Origin of the sequence: Gelidibacter sp. (assembly GCF_035577925.1) — a bacterium.
Lineage (GTDB): Bacteria > Bacteroidota > Bacteroidia > Flavobacteriales > Flavobacteriaceae > Gelidibacter.
In genome coordinates this window covers 1-18,776 of sequence record NZ_DATJCY010000193.1, presented here as the reverse complement: position 1 = coordinate 18,776, position 18,776 = coordinate 1, and the positions used below count along the sequence as shown (strand labels likewise).

General features: G+C 35.9%; 17 protein-coding genes. 11 read left to right on the top strand and 6 right to left on the bottom strand.

All coding sequences use genetic code 11. The features are described from left to right. Positions 1-20 precede the first annotated feature (20 nt). The gene (locus VNJ50_RS07185) at positions 21-734 is read right to left on the bottom strand and encodes a pyridoxine 5'-phosphate synthase (protein WP_325580415.1); all 714 of its coding nucleotides are present in this window, start codon (positions 732-734) and stop codon (positions 21-23) included. 87 nt (positions 735-821) lie between these two features. Between VNJ50_RS07185 and VNJ50_RS07180 the strand changes: the two genes are divergently transcribed. The 8 genes from VNJ50_RS07180 (at position 822) to murI (ending at position 9,093) form a co-directional block, all read left to right on the top strand. After that, a complete protein-coding gene (locus VNJ50_RS07180; protein WP_325580413.1) occupies positions 822-1,478 on the top strand; it encodes a CBS domain-containing protein in 657 nt (218 codons plus the stop codon). A gap of 5 nt (positions 1,479-1,483) precedes the next feature. Next, complete coding sequence (locus tag VNJ50_RS07175; protein WP_325580411.1) at positions 1,484-2,362, top strand: NAD kinase; 879 nt, start codon at positions 1,484-1,486, stop codon at positions 2,360-2,362. Between the two features lie 98 nt (positions 2,363-2,460). After that, on the top strand, positions 2,461-3,198 hold the full coding sequence (locus tag VNJ50_RS07170) for a DUF6089 family protein (RefSeq protein WP_325580409.1): 738 nt from the start codon (positions 2,461-2,463) through the stop codon (positions 3,196-3,198). A gap of 57 nt (positions 3,199-3,255) precedes the next feature. Continuing rightward, positions 3,256-3,939 carry an isoprenyl transferase gene (locus tag VNJ50_RS07165; protein ID WP_414652878.1) on the top strand — a complete coding sequence of 228 codons (684 nt, stop codon included), beginning with the start codon at positions 3,256-3,258 and terminating at the stop codon, positions 3,937-3,939. A 49-nt stretch (positions 3,940-3,988) separates the two neighbouring features. Further along, positions 3,989-6,496, top strand: coding sequence for a BamA/OMP85 family outer membrane protein (locus tag VNJ50_RS07160; RefSeq protein WP_414652877.1), 2,508 nt, complete (start codon positions 3,989-3,991; stop codon positions 6,494-6,496). Positions 6,497-6,666: 170 nt separating this feature from the next. Further along, the gene (locus VNJ50_RS07155) at positions 6,667-7,692 is read left to right on the top strand and encodes an OmpH family outer membrane protein (RefSeq protein ID WP_325580406.1); all 1,026 of its coding nucleotides are present in this window, start codon (positions 6,667-6,669) and stop codon (positions 7,690-7,692) included. A gap of 39 nt (positions 7,693-7,731) precedes the next feature. Then, positions 7,732-8,241, top strand: coding sequence for an OmpH family outer membrane protein (locus VNJ50_RS07150; protein ID WP_325580405.1), 510 nt, complete (start codon positions 7,732-7,734; stop codon positions 8,239-8,241). A gap of 72 nt (positions 8,242-8,313) precedes the next feature. Further along, positions 8,314-9,093, top strand: a complete 780-nt coding sequence (murI, locus tag VNJ50_RS07145; RefSeq protein ID WP_325580404.1) for a glutamate racemase — start codon at positions 8,314-8,316, stop codon at positions 9,091-9,093. Between the two features lie 83 nt (positions 9,094-9,176). On the opposite strand, the gene VNJ50_RS07140 is transcribed toward murI, so the two are convergent. Beyond that, positions 9,177-10,439: an MgtC/SapB family protein gene (locus tag VNJ50_RS07140; protein ID WP_325580402.1), complete on the bottom strand. Its 1,263-nt coding sequence runs from the start codon at positions 10,437-10,439 to the stop codon at positions 9,177-9,179. A gap of 1,717 nt (positions 10,440-12,156) precedes the next feature. Next, on the bottom strand, positions 12,157-12,675 hold the full coding sequence (locus tag VNJ50_RS07135; protein WP_325580400.1) for a gamma carbonic anhydrase family protein: 519 nt from the start codon (positions 12,673-12,675) through the stop codon (positions 12,157-12,159). A 325-nt stretch (positions 12,676-13,000) separates the two neighbouring features. Between VNJ50_RS07135 and VNJ50_RS07130 the strand changes: the two genes are divergently transcribed. The 3 genes from VNJ50_RS07130 to VNJ50_RS07120 all read left to right on the top strand — a co-directional run bounded on the left by VNJ50_RS07130 (position 13,001) and on the right by VNJ50_RS07120 (position 15,213). After that, positions 13,001-13,903 carry a NifU family protein gene (locus tag VNJ50_RS07130; RefSeq protein WP_325580398.1) on the top strand — a complete coding sequence of 301 codons (903 nt, stop codon included), beginning with the start codon at positions 13,001-13,003 and terminating at the stop codon, positions 13,901-13,903. Positions 13,904-13,963: 60 nt separating this feature from the next. After that, positions 13,964-14,164, top strand: coding sequence for a dodecin family protein (locus VNJ50_RS07125; RefSeq protein WP_325580396.1), 201 nt, complete (start codon positions 13,964-13,966; stop codon positions 14,162-14,164). Between the two features lie 221 nt (positions 14,165-14,385). Further along, a complete protein-coding gene (locus VNJ50_RS07120) occupies positions 14,386-15,213 on the top strand; it encodes a mechanosensitive ion channel family protein (protein ID WP_325580393.1) in 828 nt (275 codons plus the stop codon). On the opposite strand, the gene tsaB is transcribed toward VNJ50_RS07120, so the two are convergent. Genes tsaB through VNJ50_RS07105 form a run of 3 tightly spaced genes read right to left on the bottom strand, consistent with a single transcriptional unit; the run spans position 15,210 to position 18,543 of the window. Then, positions 15,210-15,875 (bottom strand): tRNA (adenosine(37)-N6)-threonylcarbamoyltransferase complex dimerization subunit type 1 TsaB, encoded by a 666-nt coding sequence (tsaB, locus tag VNJ50_RS07115; protein ID WP_325580391.1) that lies wholly within the window; start codon positions 15,873-15,875, stop codon positions 15,210-15,212. The genes VNJ50_RS07120 and tsaB overlap by 4 nt on opposite strands. 34 nt (positions 15,876-15,909) lie before the next feature. Next, positions 15,910-17,202, bottom strand: coding sequence for an efflux RND transporter periplasmic adaptor subunit (locus tag VNJ50_RS07110; protein ID WP_325580389.1), 1,293 nt, complete (start codon positions 17,200-17,202; stop codon positions 15,910-15,912). A gap of 9 nt (positions 17,203-17,211) precedes the next feature. Beyond that, positions 17,212-18,543, bottom strand: a complete 1,332-nt coding sequence (locus VNJ50_RS07105; protein WP_325580387.1) for a TolC family protein — start codon at positions 18,541-18,543, stop codon at positions 17,212-17,214. Positions 18,544-18,776: the final 233 nt, after the last annotated feature.

Here is an 18,776-nt window from a genome sequence, read left to right as displayed (position 1 = left end):
AAACAGCACCTCACTTACTCCTATTTCAATTGCCTTAAATACATATTAATGACATTTTCAATTCCCAAATACAAACTTTCTGAGATTAGAGCATGTCCGATGGAAACTTCTAAAAGGTCCGGTATATTTTGTTTAAAAAAATGGATGTTATCCAAAGATAAATCGTGACCGGCATTAATTCCCAGCCCTAAGGCATTTGCCAAAACCGCACAGTCTACATAAGGCTTAATTCCCATTTTGTTGCCTAAGCTAAAATCGTTGGCATAGGCTTCGGTATAAAGTTCAATTCTATCGGTTCCAACAGTTTTTGCTCCTTCAATTTGCTTCAAAACTGGATCTACAAAAATAGAAGTTCGGATGCCGTTTTGTTTAAATTCCTTAACAATATCCACCAAAAAGTCTTTATGCTTAATCGTATCCCATCCTGCATTGGATGTAATAGCATCTTCGGCATCGGGCACTAAGGTCACTTGAGTTGGTTTTACTTCGATTACCATATCCACAAATTGGCGAATTGGATTGCCTTCAATATTAAATTCCGTATAAACTTCTGGTTTCAAATCATACACATCTTGATATCGAATATGCCGCTCATCGGGCCTAGGATGGATGGTCACGCCTTGAGCTCCAAACTTTTGGACATCTCTTGCAAATTGGACCACATTTGGAACATCGCCCCCTCTAGAATTTCTAAGAGTGGCAATCTTGTTGATATTAACACTCAGCTTTGTCATAGTTTTCATTTAAATGAGCAAAAATACAAAGTACATAATGCTTATTATAGTTATTTTTAATTATTTTGCAAGAACAAACTCAATAAAATGCCACTAAAAGAGTACATTATCAACGACATCAAGCCATTGAATATAAATGACAAGGTGGGTGACCTTAAAATGATGTTCAATGAATTGACCTATTCACATATTCCTATTGAAAATAATAATGTTTATTTAGGATGCATCTCAGAAACCGATGTGCACTGCTTTGACGCCAACAAAGCAATTTTAGATTGCAGACACGCGTTGGAAGACTTTTTTGTCAGATCAAATACAAAATGGCTGGAAGTCATAGAAACTTTTGCACAACACGCCTGCAACATCATGCCTGTCCTAGATGAAGAGAATAATTATTTAGGCTATTATGAGCTTAATGACATTATTGGTGTATTTAATGAAACACCATTTTTCTCAGAACCAGGTGGCACTTTAATTATCGAAAAAGGAATCAAAGATTATTCATTTAGTGAAATTAGCCAGATTGTTGAATCGAACGACGGCAAAATCCTGGGAGCTTTTATATCTAAAATAGAAAATGACCTTGTTCAGGTAACCATTAGAATTGGAAATATTGGACTTAACAACCTTATCCAAACCTTTAGAAGATACAGTTATAACATTGTTTCTGGTCATGAAGAAGATACCTATATTGAAAATTTAAAAGAGCGCTCACAATACCTTAACAAATACCTCAACATATAATGACCATGAAGATTGCTGTTTATAGCCAATATTACAAAGGCAACGAAGCTTCTTTTAGCGCATTACTAGAGGCATTATCTAAAAAAAAATCTGAAGTTTTTGTTGAGGAAAACTTCTTTCAGCTTATTACCGAACAATTAGATTTCAAAACTTCGGTTCCAATCAAAACCTTTCAAGCCCTGGACGAGTCGTTTGACTTACTCATAAGCATTGGAGGCGATGGCACCATTTTAAGGGCCATTACCTATGTAAGCAACCTGGCCATACCTATTATTGGTGTTAATACGGGACGGTTGGGCTTTTTGGCAACTATTCAAAACAATCGGATTGAAAGTGCTATTGACAGCATTTTTGAGGGTAATTATAAAATTTCTGAACGCAGCCTATTATGTGTAGAAACCAATCCAGAAAACGAAGATCTGACGCAACTTAACTTTGCGCTCAATGAAATTGCCATCAGCCGAAAAAACACCACTTCCATGATTACGGTAGAAACCCATTTGGATGGTGAATATTTAACCTCATATTGGGCGGATGGCTTGATTGTCTCAACACCAACAGGCTCCACCGGATATTCGTTGAGCTGTGGTGGCCCCGTAATTTCGCCAGCCGCCAAAAGTTTTGCGATCACCCCAATTGCACCACATAATCTAAATGCCAGGCCTTTAATTATACCCGATCACACACAAATCCAATTAAAGGTTGATGGACGGGAAGATTTTTATCTGATTTCATTAGATTCAAGAATAGCAACTTTACACAATAGCACCATCGTAACCATAAAAAAAGCAGATTTTAAAATAAAGATGATCGAACTATACAGTGAAAGCTTTATTGACACTTTACGCAAAAAACTCCTTTGGGGGGAAGATAAACGCAATTAAACAATAAAAACTTTTAAATACTGTTTATCTGTAATACAATTTAGCTCAAATTGTTAAAGGCTTATCTTATTTATTATATTTGCAAACTTTTAAAATTTATGAGGTCTATCATTTTAATAATCTTTAGCATTTGTTTTATACCAAACATCCACGCTCAAATTTACGAAGTCGGTGCATTTCTCGGCGGGAGTAATTTTATTGGCGATGTTGGTCGTACAAACTATATAGCACCTAACAGTACAGCTGGTGGACTCCTCTTTAAATGGAACAGAAGTCCGAGACATTCTTATAGAGCTTCGGTAATTCTCAGCCAATTGAAAGCTAATGATAAAGACACTAATGATGCCAGACGCCAAAGTCGCAACTTCAGTTTTGAAAATACAATTGTTGAGATTTCGGCTGGTATGGAGTTTACGTTTTTAGATTTTGACCTTCATAGTATGGATCCTCAGTTTACACCTTATTTATACACTGGTATTTCAACTGCAAGACATAAAATTTATTATTTTAACCAGCAAGCAAATATCCGTAACACCACTACTACTTATCCAAGCTTTGACAACAACTATAACTGGGCATTTGGGATTCCTATGGCATTAGGTTTTAAAGCAACTGTTGGAGGAGGATTTATATTAGCTGCAGAAATTGGTGTGCGTTATACGTTTTCTGATAAAATTGATAGTAGTGACCCTGGAATTTTTACTCCTAACCCTATTCCTGGAGATCCACCTTCATTAGTGCCTTTCGGGAATAAAAACAGCAATGATTGGTATGTTTTTTCTGGAATTACCCTAACTTACACCTTTGGTCAAAAACCTTGTTATTGTTATTATTAAGTGGACTTAAAAAATCAAATACATACCGACAAACTGCCTGTACATCTGGCCATTATCATGGATGGCAACGGGCGCTGGGCAAAGCAGCAAGGATTGCTTAGAGTTATAGGTCATGAAAATGGCACAAAATCAGTAAGGGAAGTGGTTGAAGCCAGTGCCGAAATTGGTATAAAACATCTGACCTTATATGCTTTTTCTACCGAAAATTGGAACCGTCCAAAAATTGAGGTCCAAACATTAATGAAGCTTTTGGTGAAATCCCTGAAAAAAGAAATCAAGACTTTACAGGACAATAACATCAAGCTCAACGCCATTGGCTGTCTCAACGATCTTCCTAAAAAAGCTAAAGAAGAGCTTGCTGAAGTGATGGAAAAAACCAAGGATAATAACCGTATGATACTGACCTTAGCACTAAGTTATGGCTCGCGCGAAGAACTCATAAATATGGTTAAAAACATATCTGATAAAGTTAAAAATAATATAATATCTAGCGATTCTATTGACGAATCCATTATAAATAAGCATCTTTACACGCAAAATTTGCCAGATGTGGACTTGCTTATCAGGACCAGTGGGGAACAACGAATAAGCAATTTCCTGTTATGGCAAATTGCTTATGCCGAATTATATTTCACCAGTATTCTATGGCCCGATTTTAAAAAACATGATTTATACACTGCTTTGATTGACTATCAAAATAGAGAACGACGATTTGGAAAAACAAGTGAACAACTTAGCTAACAACACGCTTTTGAAAACAATTCTTAATACCTTTTTCAGTGCCATTTTTATGTTATTCTCCCTTGCTTTAACGGCGCAGGAAAGCTCATATAACTCAGGTGAAAAATATACTATCGCAGAAATCGTCGTCACAGGCGATACCAATTTTAGTGAAGCAACAATAATCACCTATTCTGGTTTAAGAAAGGGAGAGGTTATTTCGATCCCAGGGGAACGCATCAGCGAAGCACTTAAAAAACTATGGGGCTCCAATCTTTTTAGCAATATTGACATCTACCTTACCAAAACAGTAGGTGATTCTGCCTATTTAGAAATTAGCCTTCAAGATTTACCAGAACTTAACGAACTCGAAATCACAGGTGTTAAGAAAGGCAAAAAAGAGGCCTTAATAAAAGACAATAAACTTACCAAAGGCGTTAAGGTAACCGAAAACTTAATTACCACCACTAAAAACTACCTGACCAATAAATACAAAAAGGAAGGATTTTTTAATACTAAAGTCACTGTTACGACCACTCCCGTTGTTGATTCCATCCAAAAAGCGAGAGTCAATATGCTTGTGGATATTGATAAAAAGGATAAAGTAAAAATTAGTCAAATCGCATTTTCTGGCAATGAAAAACTAAGTGACAAGAAGCTTAGAAAAGCCATGAAAAAAACAAAGCAAAAAAATCCGATCCGCATTCTTAAACGTTCAAAATACGTCCAAGATGACTACAAAGAAGACTTGGTCAGTGTGATTGATAAATATAAAGAAAACGGTTATAGAGATGCCCGTATCATTTCTGATTCCATATACGGTGTTTCCGATGGCACGGTTGCCATAAACATTAAAGTTGAGGAAGGCGAAAAATACACCTTTGGAAAAATTTCATTTGTTGGCAATACCATATTTTCAGATCAACAATTATCATCAATTTTAGGAATTAAAGAAGGTGACACCTACAACGGCGTTGAACTCAAAAAGAGAATTGCAGACGATACACGGCCAGATGCTCAGGACATTACCAACTTATATCAAGATAATGGCTATCTGTTTTCAAGCATCAATCCCGTAGAAGTGAGTGCTGTTGGAAATGTCATCGATATGGAAATCCGAGTTACCGAAGGAAAACCAGCTTATTTTAACAACGTATCGGTGGTTGGCAACGACAAAACCAATGATCGCGTTATTTATAGAGAATTAAGAACACGTCCGGGACAGCTTTATAGAAAAAGAGATATTGTTAGAACCATTAGAGAACTAGGACAGCTTGGCTTTTTTGATGCTCAACAATTAACTCCAAATATCCAAAACCCGAATCCTAATGAAGGCACGTTAGATATAGAATATGGTGTGGTCGAAAAAGGATCGAGCCAAATTGAACTGCAAGGTGGTTATGGCGGTGGCGGGTTTATTGGAACCTTAGGTTTGTCATTCAACAACTTTGCCATTAAAGATATTTTTAAAGGCGAGGCCTACAAACCAGTTCCAACAGGTGACGGCCAAAGTTTAGCGTTGCGCCTACAAGCCAGTCGTTTTTATCAAACCTATAGTTTTTCCTTTACAGAACCTTGGTTGGGTGGAAAACGCCCTACCCAGTTTTCAACATCTATATCGCATACCAAACAATTTTTATATAACCCAATAACTAGAGATGCCGATAAAAGTAAGCGTTTCAATATTTCCGGAATCACTTTTGGCCTTGGAAAACGGTTAACACAACCAGATGATTACTTCTATTTATCACAGGCCATAAGTTTTCAGCATTATGATCTGAAAAATTACAATACGGGATTATTTACTTTTGGTGATGGCTATTCCAACAACTTAGCATATACTATTGGGTTAAGTAGAAACAGTACTTATACCGACCCTATTTTCCCAACAGGAGGTTCTAGTTTCTCCATTACGGCAAAATTCTCCCCGCCATACTCATTGCTTAACAATGTAGATTATACAGCACTAAAGGAAGAAAGAGCAGCATTAAACCCAAATGACCAAGATGACTATGGCAGAATGGGAGAAATCGATCAAGAGCGTTATAAGTGGCTGGAGTTTTATAAGGTTAAGTTTAAAGGCGATTGGTACACCAATTTAGTGGCTAATAAATTAATCTTCAAATCGAGCTTAGAATTTGGTTTTCTTGGCGCCTACAATCAAGATAGAGGGGTAATTCCTTTTGAGCGATTTTTTGTTGGAGGTGATGGTTTAGGAAATTATTCACTAGATGGAAGGGAATCCATAGCCATGAGAGGTTATCCTAACCAATCCTTATCTACTCAAGATGGTGGATCAATTTACAACAAGTTTTCATTGGAACTTCGTTACCCAATTACCTTAGGTGGACAAGCAAAAATATTCGCTTTAGGTTTTATGGAAGGTGGTAATTCTTATGACAGCTTTAAAGATTATAACCCATTTAACATCAAACGTTCAGCAGGTGTTGGCTTGCGTATTTTCATGCCAGCCTTTGGATTGTTAGGTATAGATTTTGGCCATGGTTTTGACGCTTTACCTAATCAAACCTCTAAAAATGGTTGGGAAACACACTTTATTATTGGGCAACAGTTTTAAGTTTGGCACGGTATTTTCTTGATAGATCAATGATTTAATGGAAGTGCTAAAATTTTTCAAAATATATTTCGTTAATTTGAATAAAATTGCACCACTAAACAAAATCACCAATTTGATTTGGAGTTATAGGATTTAAAGCGTGAGCCAAAAAGATGATAAAATATAAACAGATGAACTATAAAGTTATTTTTTTAATAACCTGTATAAGTGTTTGGAGTTTTACTTCAAATGCCCAACAACGTGGTGTTAGAATAGGCTATATTGACACTGAATATATTTTAGAAAATGTTCCAGAATACCAAGAAGCAACAGCACAGCTAGAAACAAAAGTGGGCCAATGGAAAGCTGAAATCGATCAACGTTTAGCAGCACTGGACCAAAAAAAAACACAGCTCAATAATGAACGCGTACTTCTGACCAAAGAATTGTACGATGAGCGTTATGAAGACATTAGTTTTGAGGAAAAGGAAATTTTGGATTATCAACAAAATCGTTTTGGACCAAATGGCGACATGATGATCCAGAAACAACAATTGATGCAACCCATACAAGATCAAATCTTCGCAGCGGTACAAGAAATTGCCGATAGTAGGCAATATGATTTTATCTTTGATAAATCGGCAGATGTGGTCATGCTATATGCTGCAGAACGTTTTGATATTAGCGAATTGGTTTTAAGAAGCATCACAAGATCTTCAAAACGCACACAAGCACAGACCAAAGCAGAACGTAAAGCAGCAACCGACGAAGATGTTGTACCTGTAATCAATGAAGCCCTTGATGCCCGAGCACAAGCAGCTGAAGACAAAAAAAATGAACGTATGGCTGCCGCCGATGCCAGAAGAGCCGAACAGCAAGCTACCAGAGATTCTTTAAAAGCGGCCGTCGATGCCAGACGTCAAAAGATTTTGGATGACCGAGCGAAAGCAAAAGCAGAACGCGATAATAAAAACAATCCTCAAGATAGCACTTCGATAAAAACAGATAAAAATCAATCGGCTACAGATGGAATCAAAAAAACGTCAGCGCAAATTGCCGAAGAAAAAAGGCAACAAGAAATAACCGATCGTGAAGAGCGTCAAAAAGCCATTGACGATCGCAGAAAAAAAATATTGGATGATCGCAAAAAAGCAAAAGATGAACGGGATTCCAATAAGCAAAAAAAAGATTCTATTCCAGAAAACAACAATAACTAAAAACAATTAATAATTATAACACGTAATACTATTTTAAAAATGAAACAATTTAAGACCCTTTTATTTGCAGGATTACTTTTCATTGGAGCCACCAGCTTCTCTAACGCACAAAGTAAAATTGCTCATATTAACACACAAGAGCTTATTAAAGCTATGCCAGCAATGAAAAGCGCTCAAACTGAGCTAGAAAAATTGCAAAAAACTTACGAGGCGGAAATTCAATCCCAAGCTACAGAACTTCAAAATAAAATGAAGCAATACCAAGCTGAAGTTGAAACCAAAACTGACGAGGAAAATGCTAAAAGATCTCAAGAAGTTCAAGGTATGCAACAAGGTATTCGTGAATTTCAAGCTACTGCCCAACAAGATCTTCAAAAGAAAGAATTTGATTTGTTAAAACCTATTACTGACAAAGCCGAAGCTGCTATTATTAAAGTTGCAAAAGCTCAAGGTTTTCAATATGTATTGGATTCTTCTCCAGGAGCAGGTGTTATTTTAGCTGAAGGGAAAGACCTTATGGCAGATGTTAAAAAAGAACTAGGATTCTAAGAATTACTTCGACACAAATAAAAACTTATACAGAAAGCCGCTTTTTACAAGTGGCTTTCCTATTTTTGTAATATGAGCACGCAACCTATTGGTATATTTGATTCGGGCATTGGTGGCACTTCCGTTTTTAAGGAGATAAAAGCCCTACTTCCGTATGAACATACTATTTATTTAGCTGACAGCTCAAATGCTCCCTACGGCAACAAAACGCAACAAGAGATCATCGATTTGAGCATCAAAAATACTGAGGAACTTATTGCCAGACAATGCAAACTTATTGTTGTTGCCTGTAACACCGCAACTACAAACGCCATCAAAACCCTTCGTGAAGTTTATGACATTCAATTTATAGGTATTGAACCTGCTATAAAACCGGCAGCATTAAAAACAGAAACTAAAGCTATTGGCATTTTGGCAACCAAAGGCACACTCAGTAGTGAACTCTTTCATAAAACAACCGATTTATATAGTAATGGCATTACCGTTATTGAGCAAGTTGGTGAAGGTCTTGTAACCCTAATTGAAGAAGGGGAAATATATAGTGACGCTATGAGAGCACTTCTTAAAAAATATCTCCAGCCCATGATTGATGCCGATATAGATTACCTGGTTTTGGGCTGTACGCATTATCCATATCTTATGCCACTCTTGTTAGAGCTCCTACCAAACCATGTTAAAATTATAGATTCAGGCGAAGCGGTGGCACGTCAGACCAAATCGATTTTGGAACAAAACCATTTATTGAACACACAAACTTCCCACGCGAACAATCAATTTTACACCAATGGGAATATTGAAATTTTGAACAATATTTTAGAAGAAAAATATATTGTGCAGTACCTCAAGTTTTAGACAGTTGTTGGTTGTCTGCTGTCAGCTATCACAATTTCATCGTGGCACATGGCTAGCACTTTGCGAAAGAAAAACCCAGAATATTATATAAGAAAAGCAGCGGTTAAAGTAGTTGCAATGATGAAAACAACGCCCGGAAGAATTCGTTTTTTCAATGTAGAATGAGCAGTTATAAAAACAATAGAAGCTTTCACCAAGGTATTAGAAACCGCAGCTAAAGTGATGGCACGAATAGCGACATTGGGTTCTACAGATCCGGAAACTCTACTCATTTCAGCCATAGAAAGCGTGATTGCATCTACATCCGTAAAACCTGCCGCAATGGCGGAAACATAAATCCCTTTATCGCCAAAATTGATTTGTGCAATATTGGCAACAATAATAACAAGGGCATAAAGTCCACCAAATAGTAAGGATTTTTGAATCGAAAACGGCTTTTCTGTGGAAACAAAACCTTCCATCGAATTAGTAGTATTCACTTTTCTTTGAATAAACAAACAATACAATCCTCCTGATGCAGCGGCAGTTACCATGGGAATCCACAAAGCTTCCAATAAATGCGGATTGACGACGGCTACTTCAACAATGATCCGAAGGAACATAGTCATCCATGCAACTATGATGGCAATTGACATAGCATTTGCTAGCGCAGGTCGGTCTTTACTCATTGAAGAATACGACAATGTTACAGCGGTACTTGAAACCAAACCGCCTAAAAAACCCGTTAAAACAATCGCTTTTTGATGACTGATATACTTATTTAAAAAATAACCCACCATACCGATTGCAGTAACCAATATGACCATGAGCCAAATGTTTCGTAAAATCAAAACATCAAAAGGAGCTGGGAAAATAGGATGATTGGGAAGTATAGGAAGAATTATGACCGTCATTAAACCAAATTTGGCTAAACTGGCAATCTCTTCTTTTGTAAACATTTTACTAAACCTATGTAGCTCTGTTTTTAAAGTCAATAATATCAGCATTACAATTCCAAGTGCAGCGGCCAATTCTAATTCGCCATAATAACAAATTCCACCAATCAGCATAGTGAGGAGCGCAGAAATTTCGGTTGTGAGTCCCAAATCTCTGTCTTTTACAGTGCCTAAATAGGCCGTTATTAAAAAAGCACCTGCGATGGAAATGGGTAAAATAAATCCCCAAGGAGAATTCATTAAATCACCTAACATAGCAGCTAAGCACCCCGTTAAAGCTAATAATGGAAATGTTCGAATTCCCCCAAAATGAGAGTATTCAGATTCTTTGGACATATTGAATTGGCGCTCTAGACCAATCAATAAACCAATGGCTAAGGCAAATCCAAAGTGCTGAAAAGGTTCGCTCATGTATTATTTTAACTAAAGTTGATTCTCGTTTTTGTGTTAACCGAAATGCACCGAATTAACCTGTTTCAAATATATTTAAATTTCTCATAATCTTTCCACATACATAGATTTAAGATGGGTCGCTTTTCTAAACTCCCCCACAACATTGCGGGTTGATTGCCAAATTCATTAATTTGAAATGAGGTCTGACTGAAACCGAGTATGAGATTGATAAAAACAAGTTAACATAGTATTGATGAACGGTAATAACATAAAATAGTCGCTTCTTAAACTGAAACCAACAAGCTTTTTACCAATGCTTTTTGCGAGAAGGCTTCTTTTTTAGTACAGGTATTTACCTGTTTGTTGTAGAATAGTATGCAAATAGGCTTGTGAAATCTAAATAGCATTATTTATCCAAAGTTGGTCATCTACACCCGTATTGGTCCTTATCTTATTGGTGATGTCCTCGGACTAATAATTCCATATAAATCAATTGCAGAAGCATTATATATGTTGCCGCCGGCATATTTCCCTTGATTGATCGGAATTATAATAACTTATAGCCACCTCATCCAATTCATGAAAAGTTGGTATATTAGAAGGTTAACATTTGGTTGTAGACACAACGTCTCGATTTTTAATTAAAAATAGTCATCTCGTCCAAAATCTTTCTCAATGCTTTTCACAAAACTAGGAATATTGCTGATTGGATTCGCACAAGCAAGTATATTACCTTATGTTATAAGAAAGGCATAAAACACGTAAAGTTGGATTTAGAAAAATACACGCTAGCTTTTTAAGCAATAAAAGTCTTTATGGAGATAAATTTGTCAATGGTTATAAATGGTTGCTTATTACAACTGCCTTACTCACATATGCCTTCTTTTGGCTTTTAACCAAATACTACGACCTTGGTGAATATGATAAGTTAATGCGATATATAGACATTGGTTTTGCATCGCTTGCGCTATTGGCATTTGTGACACATAATATAAAACCCTAGAGCTATAGCTTAAAAAGTCTTGCTCCATCGTCGCAAAGATTGCTCCATATCATTTTGGCGGTTGTCGTTTTTCTTTCATTACCAGCACTGATCAGTACCTTTCAAGCACTGATCCTTTCCGACACAAAATTCCTTGGTATTTCCGGCTTGGCTATAATTGGATTAACAGTGCTAGCGGTCGTTCTTTCTATATTAAAAAAACGGAATTAATGGCGTCACAGAACTACTGTTTATTAACGGAATAGGCGTTTGGACTATTTTTGTTTTCATCGATACTCTTGTGAATTGATTTGCTAAAGTTTTCCAGGCTTTTAATTTTCTCAAATTTAGACCGATCATGTCCAAACTGAAAAAAGTATATCCCGATTTAGCTTTCGCAAATTTCCGAAGTCAATAAAACGACTTCAATGTTTTACTTTCAGAAAATACGAATTGGAACTATTTAGAGAAATATTTTTCGCCACTTTACTCAAAACTGGACAATCCGATCCACCCAACTCGCTTAATGACAAGCAGTATACCTCTTAAACATTTGTAAAATTTAGGTAACGCACCCTTATATGCGATATTTTTGTGGTAGCGATTTTTTGCATTAATTTTCTTGCGACCCAGTATATTTGTACATTTTCGAATAAGAACTAGAGAAAAGGTATTGAAAAAATATTTTCATACAGCCCAAAATAGCTGTTACCCATTTTCCGTTGTCAGTTTTCAATCATCAATCGTTAATCCCTATTCTTCTTTAAACCAAGCCGAATACATCACATAATTTTCCGCAATCCGATGAATTTCACCCGAAATCAATTCGGCACTAATATCTTTTACTTTTCTAGCGGGGATACCGGCATAAATACTTCCCGATTCTATTCGCGTATTTTTAGTCACCACAGCACCTGCCGCAATGATACTATTGCTTTCTACCACACAATCGTCCATCACGATACTTCCCATTCCAATCAATACATTGTCATGGATAGTACAGCCATGGACAATGGCATTATGCCCAATGGAAACGTTGTTGCCAATAGTTGTAGGCGATTTTTGAAATGTTGCATGAATGACCGCACCATCTTGGATATTCACTTTATTACCGATCTTAATATAATGCACATCTCCCCTTATAACGGCATTAAACCAAATACTACACTGTGCTCCAATAGTAACTTCACCAACAATCGTCGCATTTTCTGCAATATAACAATCGTCTGCTATTTGCGGATATTCTCCTTTTACTGATTTTATGATAGGCATATTAAATTATATTTAAGTTTTTAAATTCCAAGATTATTCTTGTAAATTTCTATGAATACGAATTGTTTTCTAGAAGTAATAAATCATATACGAAAATAACCTTTTAATCATAAAACCAGTGTTCATAAATGTTCAATTTGTAAACTTCTAAGAATTTTATTTCATAAAATCCACCAAATCGTCAGATCAAACATTTCAAAACAATTATATGTGTTTTGAAAAACTTGTTATGACGTTAACGAATTACTAATTAAAGCCTATATCAATCTTAATAAAATCCATTATACCTTTTGTTTGCTTATTTTTGCAGAAAGAAAAAAAACCTATGGAAAAGACCACAATTTCAATACAGACCACGAGTAATCCTAACATATTAAAATTTGAAGCCGATCAATTTTTAACGAATCACGAAAGCTTTGAATTTAATAATATTGATGAAGCTAAAGCCTCTCCTTTGGCGCAACAATTATTTTATCTGCCGTTTATAAAGAAGGTATATATCTCTGGCAATTTTATTGCTTTAGAACGTTATGATATCATTGAATGGGCAGATGTGCAAGATGAGGTTGCCCAACAAATTGAAGACTATATTAACAGTGGGAATCTTGTTGTGACCGAAAGTAAAGTTCTTAAAAAAACACCTTCAACCGTATATGTTGAAAGTACGCCAAATCCATCCACTTTAAAATTTGTTGCCAATAAAAAATTGGTTGCCACCACTTATGAATTTGTTTCTGTGGAAGATGCCAAATATTCACCATTGGCCACCGAACTATTCCATTTACCATTTGTAAAAAGTGTGTTTTTTGATCAAAATTTTATTTCCATTAGTAAACACGACACTGCCGATTGGAGTGAAATAACAGCTCAGCTGCGTGAATTTATCCAAAATTATTTGGACACCGACAAAGATATTATTTTACCAGATGCTCCTAAAGCTTTGAAAAAATCACAGAACCAAGTTGAGGCCGCTTTTGAAACTTATGATGACGTTTCAAAAGAAATTGTTTCTATACTAGATGAATATGTGAAACCAGCTGTTGCAAGTGATGGTGGAAATATCGAATTTAGATCTTACGATCCAGAAACCAAACTGGTAAAAGTAGTTTTGCAAGGTGCTTGCAGTGGTTGTCCATCATCAACTTATACGTTAAAAAACGGCATTGAAAACATGCTCAAACAAATGCTAAAAGGCAAAGTTCTTACAGTAGAGGCTATAAATGGATAATTTTTAATTTTTTATTCTTATCTTTAAGAGCATTAAATTATTAATTTAAAACTCATAAAGATGGCAGTATTAAAAGTTATTGAAATATTAGCAAGCTCAGAAAAAAGCTGGGAAGACGCTGCAAAACAAGCCGTAAAACAAGCATCTAAAACGGTAAAAAATATCCGATCTGTTTATATAAAAGACCAGAGTGCGACTGTAAAAGATGACGAGATTTCAGAATTTAGGCTAACCCTAAAGATAACATTTGAAGTTCATTAAATATTAAAAAGGCGCTTTAAAAAGCGCTTTTTTAATAGTAATAACTCGTGGATTGTAAGAATCTCCATAGTATTTTAAAATCAAAACCTGAGTTGTACATAAATAAAATGGCTAAAAATCGAGATTGCAAACTCAACTTTAATGTTTTCTAAAATCGGTATTTTGCATTTTATTTTATATTGAATAACTTTATCTCCTATTAATATTAAAACAAAATATCCTTGAACTTAGAACATTGGATTGAAAGAGGCTATGAACTGTTATTGATTTATGGCCCCAGACTAATAGCCGCCATCATCATTTGGATTGTAGGATCGTGGTTCGCACAAATCATCCTCAAATGGCTCAAAAAAGGCATGGAAAAGGCAGACTATGACGTCAGCATCCAAGACTTTTTACTTAACCTTATTTACTGGGCATTTAAAATTCTGCTCATCATCATTGTTTTAAGCACAATGGGCATTGAGTCCACGTCGTTTGTTGCAGTTTTGGCTTCAGCAGGTCTCGCGGTCGGCCTGGCATTACAAGGTTCATTATCCAATTTTGCTGGCGGCGTATTAATACTGATTATAAAACCGTTTAGAGTTGGTGATTTTATAAGTGCACAAGGTGTGGATGGAACAGTAAAGGCCATTACAATTTTCAATACCAAACTTGCAACTTCAGGAAATCAAGTAGCCATACTTCCCAACGGAAAATTATCCAATGAAAACATCATTAACTATTCTGCCGAAGGGACACGAAGAGATTCCATTACATACAGCATCAGTTATGAAAGTAATATAAAAGTTGCTAAGGAGGTGATTTTGAATTTAGTAAATGAACAACCTCAAGTTTTACAAGATGAAGGAAAAAAACCAATGGTTGTGGTATCAGAACTAGCAGAAAACTCGGTGAATATTACATTGCGCTTTTGGGCAAAAAATGCAGACTTCTGGAATTTACACTGGTTATTTCTCGAAGAAGGAAAATTACGTTTAGAAGCACAAGGTATCGATCTTCCTTATCCACAACGAAAAATACATGTTGTAACAACCAAAGAAGATTAAACTTTGGTCCCTATAAAATCTTTTAAATAAAAAGGCTCAAAATAAGCAACATCTTCAAAGTCATTTTTATTGAATTTCAAATTGGCCAATTTTGACATATCATTAGCTGAAGGTAATTTATGCTCGATAAAAACAGCATTGGGATGCGAAATAAGTTGCTTTGTTTTTTCAACACCATTTCCTATAAAGTAAACTTTACCATCATCTAAAAACGCCTTAAAACTGTGTTCATTTAATATTTCAGCTTCAATGGATCGAACCGCTTTATGGCTGTTGTCAAAAACGCACGCATAGACTTCCAAACGACGGGCATCCAGCATGGGCACAATATATCCAGAATCAATTTGTAATTGATGCGCTAATGACTCTAAGGTATCAACCGAAATCAATGGTTTATCCAATGAAAAACATAAGCCTTTTGCCGCCGAAACACCAATGCGCAAACCCGTATAAGACCCAGGCCCTTTGCTGATTGCAACCGCATCAATATCATCAGCTTTTATACCAGCTTCCTTAAAAACCGAATCGATAAATACATGTAAGGATTCAGCATGGGAATAACTGGAATTGTAATCTTCTTTTAAAACCAAAGTCTCTCCTTCTTTGGAAAGAGAGACCGAACAATTGGTTGTTGACGTTTCAATATTAAGAATATAGGACACTATCTATTGTTTTAGTCGTATTGATTTAAAGTGATTACTTAACACCAGCAGATTTTTTCACTTCTATTTTATCACCTGAGTTCAAGGTTTTTGAAACCACGTTATAAGGACCAATGATGATCTCATCTCCAGCTTTTAAACCCGATAGAATTTCGATATTGGTATCATCTTGAATTCCGGTTTTTACAACTCTCAATTTGGCCTCGTCATTATTTTTGACAAATACACATTCAAATTTCACGTCGCTTTGAACATTGTTCGTAGCCTCTTCTTTTGCAACATCCGTTTTCCCTAAAGATCTTACCGAAGACGTATCCGTTTTAATTACAATGGCACTAATAGGAACGCTAACCGTATTACGTCGTTTGTTGGTAATGATATCCACTGTTGCTGTCATTCCCGGACGAAATGGTGAATAATTTTCATCTTTACCTTCCATCAAGTCCTGATATGAATCTTTTAAAATACTGACTTTTACCTTAAAATTGGTGACTTGATCGGCCGTAAGCGTGCCCGCTGCCGAGTTGGCAATTGCCGTCACTACACCAGTAAATTCCTTTTTAAGATAGGCATCAACTTCAACAATGGCCGAATCTCCAATTTGCACTTTGACAATATCGTTTTCATTGACATCAATTTCAACTTCCATATTATTTAAATCGGCAACTCTTAAAATTTCGGTTCCTGCCATTTGCTGGGTTCCAACAACACGCTCGCCCAACTCCACGTCCAACTTAGAAATCGTTCCTGCCATAGGCGCATAAATAGTGGTTCTGTTCAAATTGTCCTTGGCTTCGTTAACAGTTGCCCCGGCGCTCTGAACATTATAGTATGCTGATTGGCGATTAGCTTGTGCAATTTCATAAGAAGAAACTGCTTTATCCCAATCAGATTTGGCAATAATCCCTTTTTCAAAAAGCAATTTATTACGGTCATAACTCAATTTAGCTTCTCTTAATGCCGCTTCAGTTTGCTCCAAACCAGCCTTTACATTTTGATATGTTGCTTGACTTCTATTCACAGCCGATTGGATAAGGTCTGGATTAACCCTAACCAACAAATCGCCTTTATTGACTTGCTGACCTTCCTTAAAAGGCAATTCAATAATTTCTCCAGATACCTCACTGGATATTTTCACTTCAACTTCAGGCTGAATTTTACCTGTTGCCGAAACCTTTTCAACAATATCCATAAGGACTACCTTTTGGGTCTCAACCTCCTTAAAATTGCCTGGTTTACCAAACCAACCTGCCTTTTTACCTATAACTAGTACTAAAATTAAAAGTACTACTGATGATAATACTATGATTAATGTTTTTTTGCTCATGCTGGTTGTTTAATTTAAATTAGTGATAGGAATTCCGAAATAAAATTCCAAAACTTTAAGTTTAAAAGTATAATCATATTTGGCACGAAGCACCTCACTTTGTGCCGATTCAAACTGATTTTGTGATTGATTAAAATCGAATGCATTTAAAAGTCCGACATTATAACGTTCTCTTGAATAATTAAATGCTTCTTGACGTGCTGCCAATGTTTTTTCAGAAGCCTGATAAGCCTTTAAAGCGCCCCTAACATCATTATAAGCTTGGTAAACCGCAGTTTCCAAATCGAGATTAGCTTGTTCCAACTGAAATCTTGAACGTTCTACATTCACTTTGCTTCGGTCCACATTATTACTTGCAGCCCAACCGTTAAAAATAGGAATACTCAATTGAACCCCAAAACTATGTCCTTTATTATCGGAAACTTGAGTTTTGAAATTGGGCGTTTCAAACAACTCTGATGTAAAATAATTGGTCCCAAAACTATAAAACCCAGAAAGTGTAGGTTGATAAGCACCTTTAGCAATTTTTAAATCATACTGTGCCAATTCTGAATTGGTTTCGGCAATTTTAATATCATAACGCACTTCTTTGGCCTTGGCCACAATGGCATTCACCGATTGGTTTAATATTTGAGGTTCTGGAGTGATATAATTACTATCGGCCGTATCAAAATTCTGATAATCTTCGATCAAGAGAATCTGTGCCAAACTAATTTTTGAAAGTTGGATGGCATTCTCAGCATTCACTATTTGCTGTTCTTGTGAAGCAATGGTCGCTTGAACTTCCAGTAAATCACCTTTAGGCAAAGAACCAGCATCCACAAGATCTTGAGTACGTTTTAACTGCTGTTGAGTAATACTTTGTTGAGATTCCAAAACCTTTAAACTTTCTTTATTGAAGAGAATCTGCAAAAACGAATTGGCAACCAATAATGAAATATCATCCTTCATTTTATCCAATTGATATTGCTTTGATATGATTTCAAGATTAGAACGATAAAGCTGATTCAAATTACGCAAGCCATTATATAAAGTAACACCTGAACTCACGCCGCCAGATAAGGTTTTTGAAGTAGCCGTAACAGCGTTAAAGGTAACAGGATCTTGAGAAAGCCCAATGTTCCAGCCGTAAGATGTAGAAGCGTTTAATGAAGGTAAAAAATTACCAATCGCATCTTTTTTCCCTATTTCTGAAACCTTGACATCTAGCTCTGATTGCTTCACAGAAATATTGTTTTCTAAAGCGTAAGCCACACATTCTTCAAGTGTCCATTTTTTTTGTTGGCCTTGAGAAACCATGGTTACCAAGGCGAAAACTAGAATAAGTAATGATTTTTTCATAATTAATTTATAAGTCTATGAATAATTTGAAGTGTTACACTAAAATTAAATTAATTTTTAATACCGTTACGAATAGCTGGAATTCGATTCCTACACTTTAATTTTATTAACCACACCTTCAAAAATCATATTTATATAACATTCACAACTTAAGTACAGCAACCCTGATAATATTCGGCCTAATTTTTCAACATATTTTCAAACAGGCATATCATTAGTGCAACCAGAACCAT

Bases quoted from the DNA above. Each gene is read 5' to 3' on its own strand.
- VNJ50_RS07185 (WP_325580415.1), bottom strand. From the start codon at position 734: ATGACAAAGCTGAGTGTTAATATCAACAAGATTGCCACTCTTAGAAAT.
- VNJ50_RS07180 (WP_325580413.1), top strand. From the start codon at position 822: ATGCCACTAAAAGAGTACATTATCAACGACATCAAGCCATTGAATATA.
- VNJ50_RS07175 (WP_325580411.1), top strand. From the start codon at position 1,484: ATGAAGATTGCTGTTTATAGCCAATATTACAAAGGCAACGAAGCTTCT.
- VNJ50_RS07170 (WP_325580409.1), top strand. From the start codon at position 2,461: ATGAGGTCTATCATTTTAATAATCTTTAGCATTTGTTTTATACCAAAC.
- VNJ50_RS07165 (WP_414652878.1), top strand. From the start codon at position 3,256: ATGGATGGCAACGGGCGCTGGGCAAAGCAGCAAGGATTGCTTAGAGTT.
- VNJ50_RS07160 (WP_414652877.1), top strand. From the start codon at position 3,989: ATGTTATTCTCCCTTGCTTTAACGGCGCAGGAAAGCTCATATAACTCA.
- VNJ50_RS07155 (WP_325580406.1), top strand. From the start codon at position 6,667: ATGAACTATAAAGTTATTTTTTTAATAACCTGTATAAGTGTTTGGAGT.
- VNJ50_RS07150 (WP_325580405.1), top strand. From the start codon at position 7,732: ATGAAACAATTTAAGACCCTTTTATTTGCAGGATTACTTTTCATTGGA.
- murI (WP_325580404.1), top strand. From the start codon at position 8,314: ATGAGCACGCAACCTATTGGTATATTTGATTCGGGCATTGGTGGCACT.
- VNJ50_RS07140 (WP_325580402.1), bottom strand. From the start codon at position 10,439: ATGAGCGAACCTTTTCAGCACTTTGGATTTGCCTTAGCCATTGGTTTA.
- VNJ50_RS07135 (WP_325580400.1), bottom strand. From the start codon at position 12,675: ATGCCTATCATAAAATCAGTAAAAGGAGAATATCCGCAAATAGCAGAC.
- VNJ50_RS07130 (WP_325580398.1), top strand. From the start codon at position 13,001: ATGGAAAAGACCACAATTTCAATACAGACCACGAGTAATCCTAACATA.
- VNJ50_RS07125 (WP_325580396.1), top strand. From the start codon at position 13,964: ATGGCAGTATTAAAAGTTATTGAAATATTAGCAAGCTCAGAAAAAAGC.
- VNJ50_RS07110 (WP_325580389.1), bottom strand. From the start codon at position 17,202: ATGAGCAAAAAAACATTAATCATAGTATTATCATCAGTAGTACTTTTA.
- VNJ50_RS07105 (WP_325580387.1), bottom strand. From the start codon at position 18,543: ATGAAAAAATCATTACTTATTCTAGTTTTCGCCTTGGTAACCATGGTT.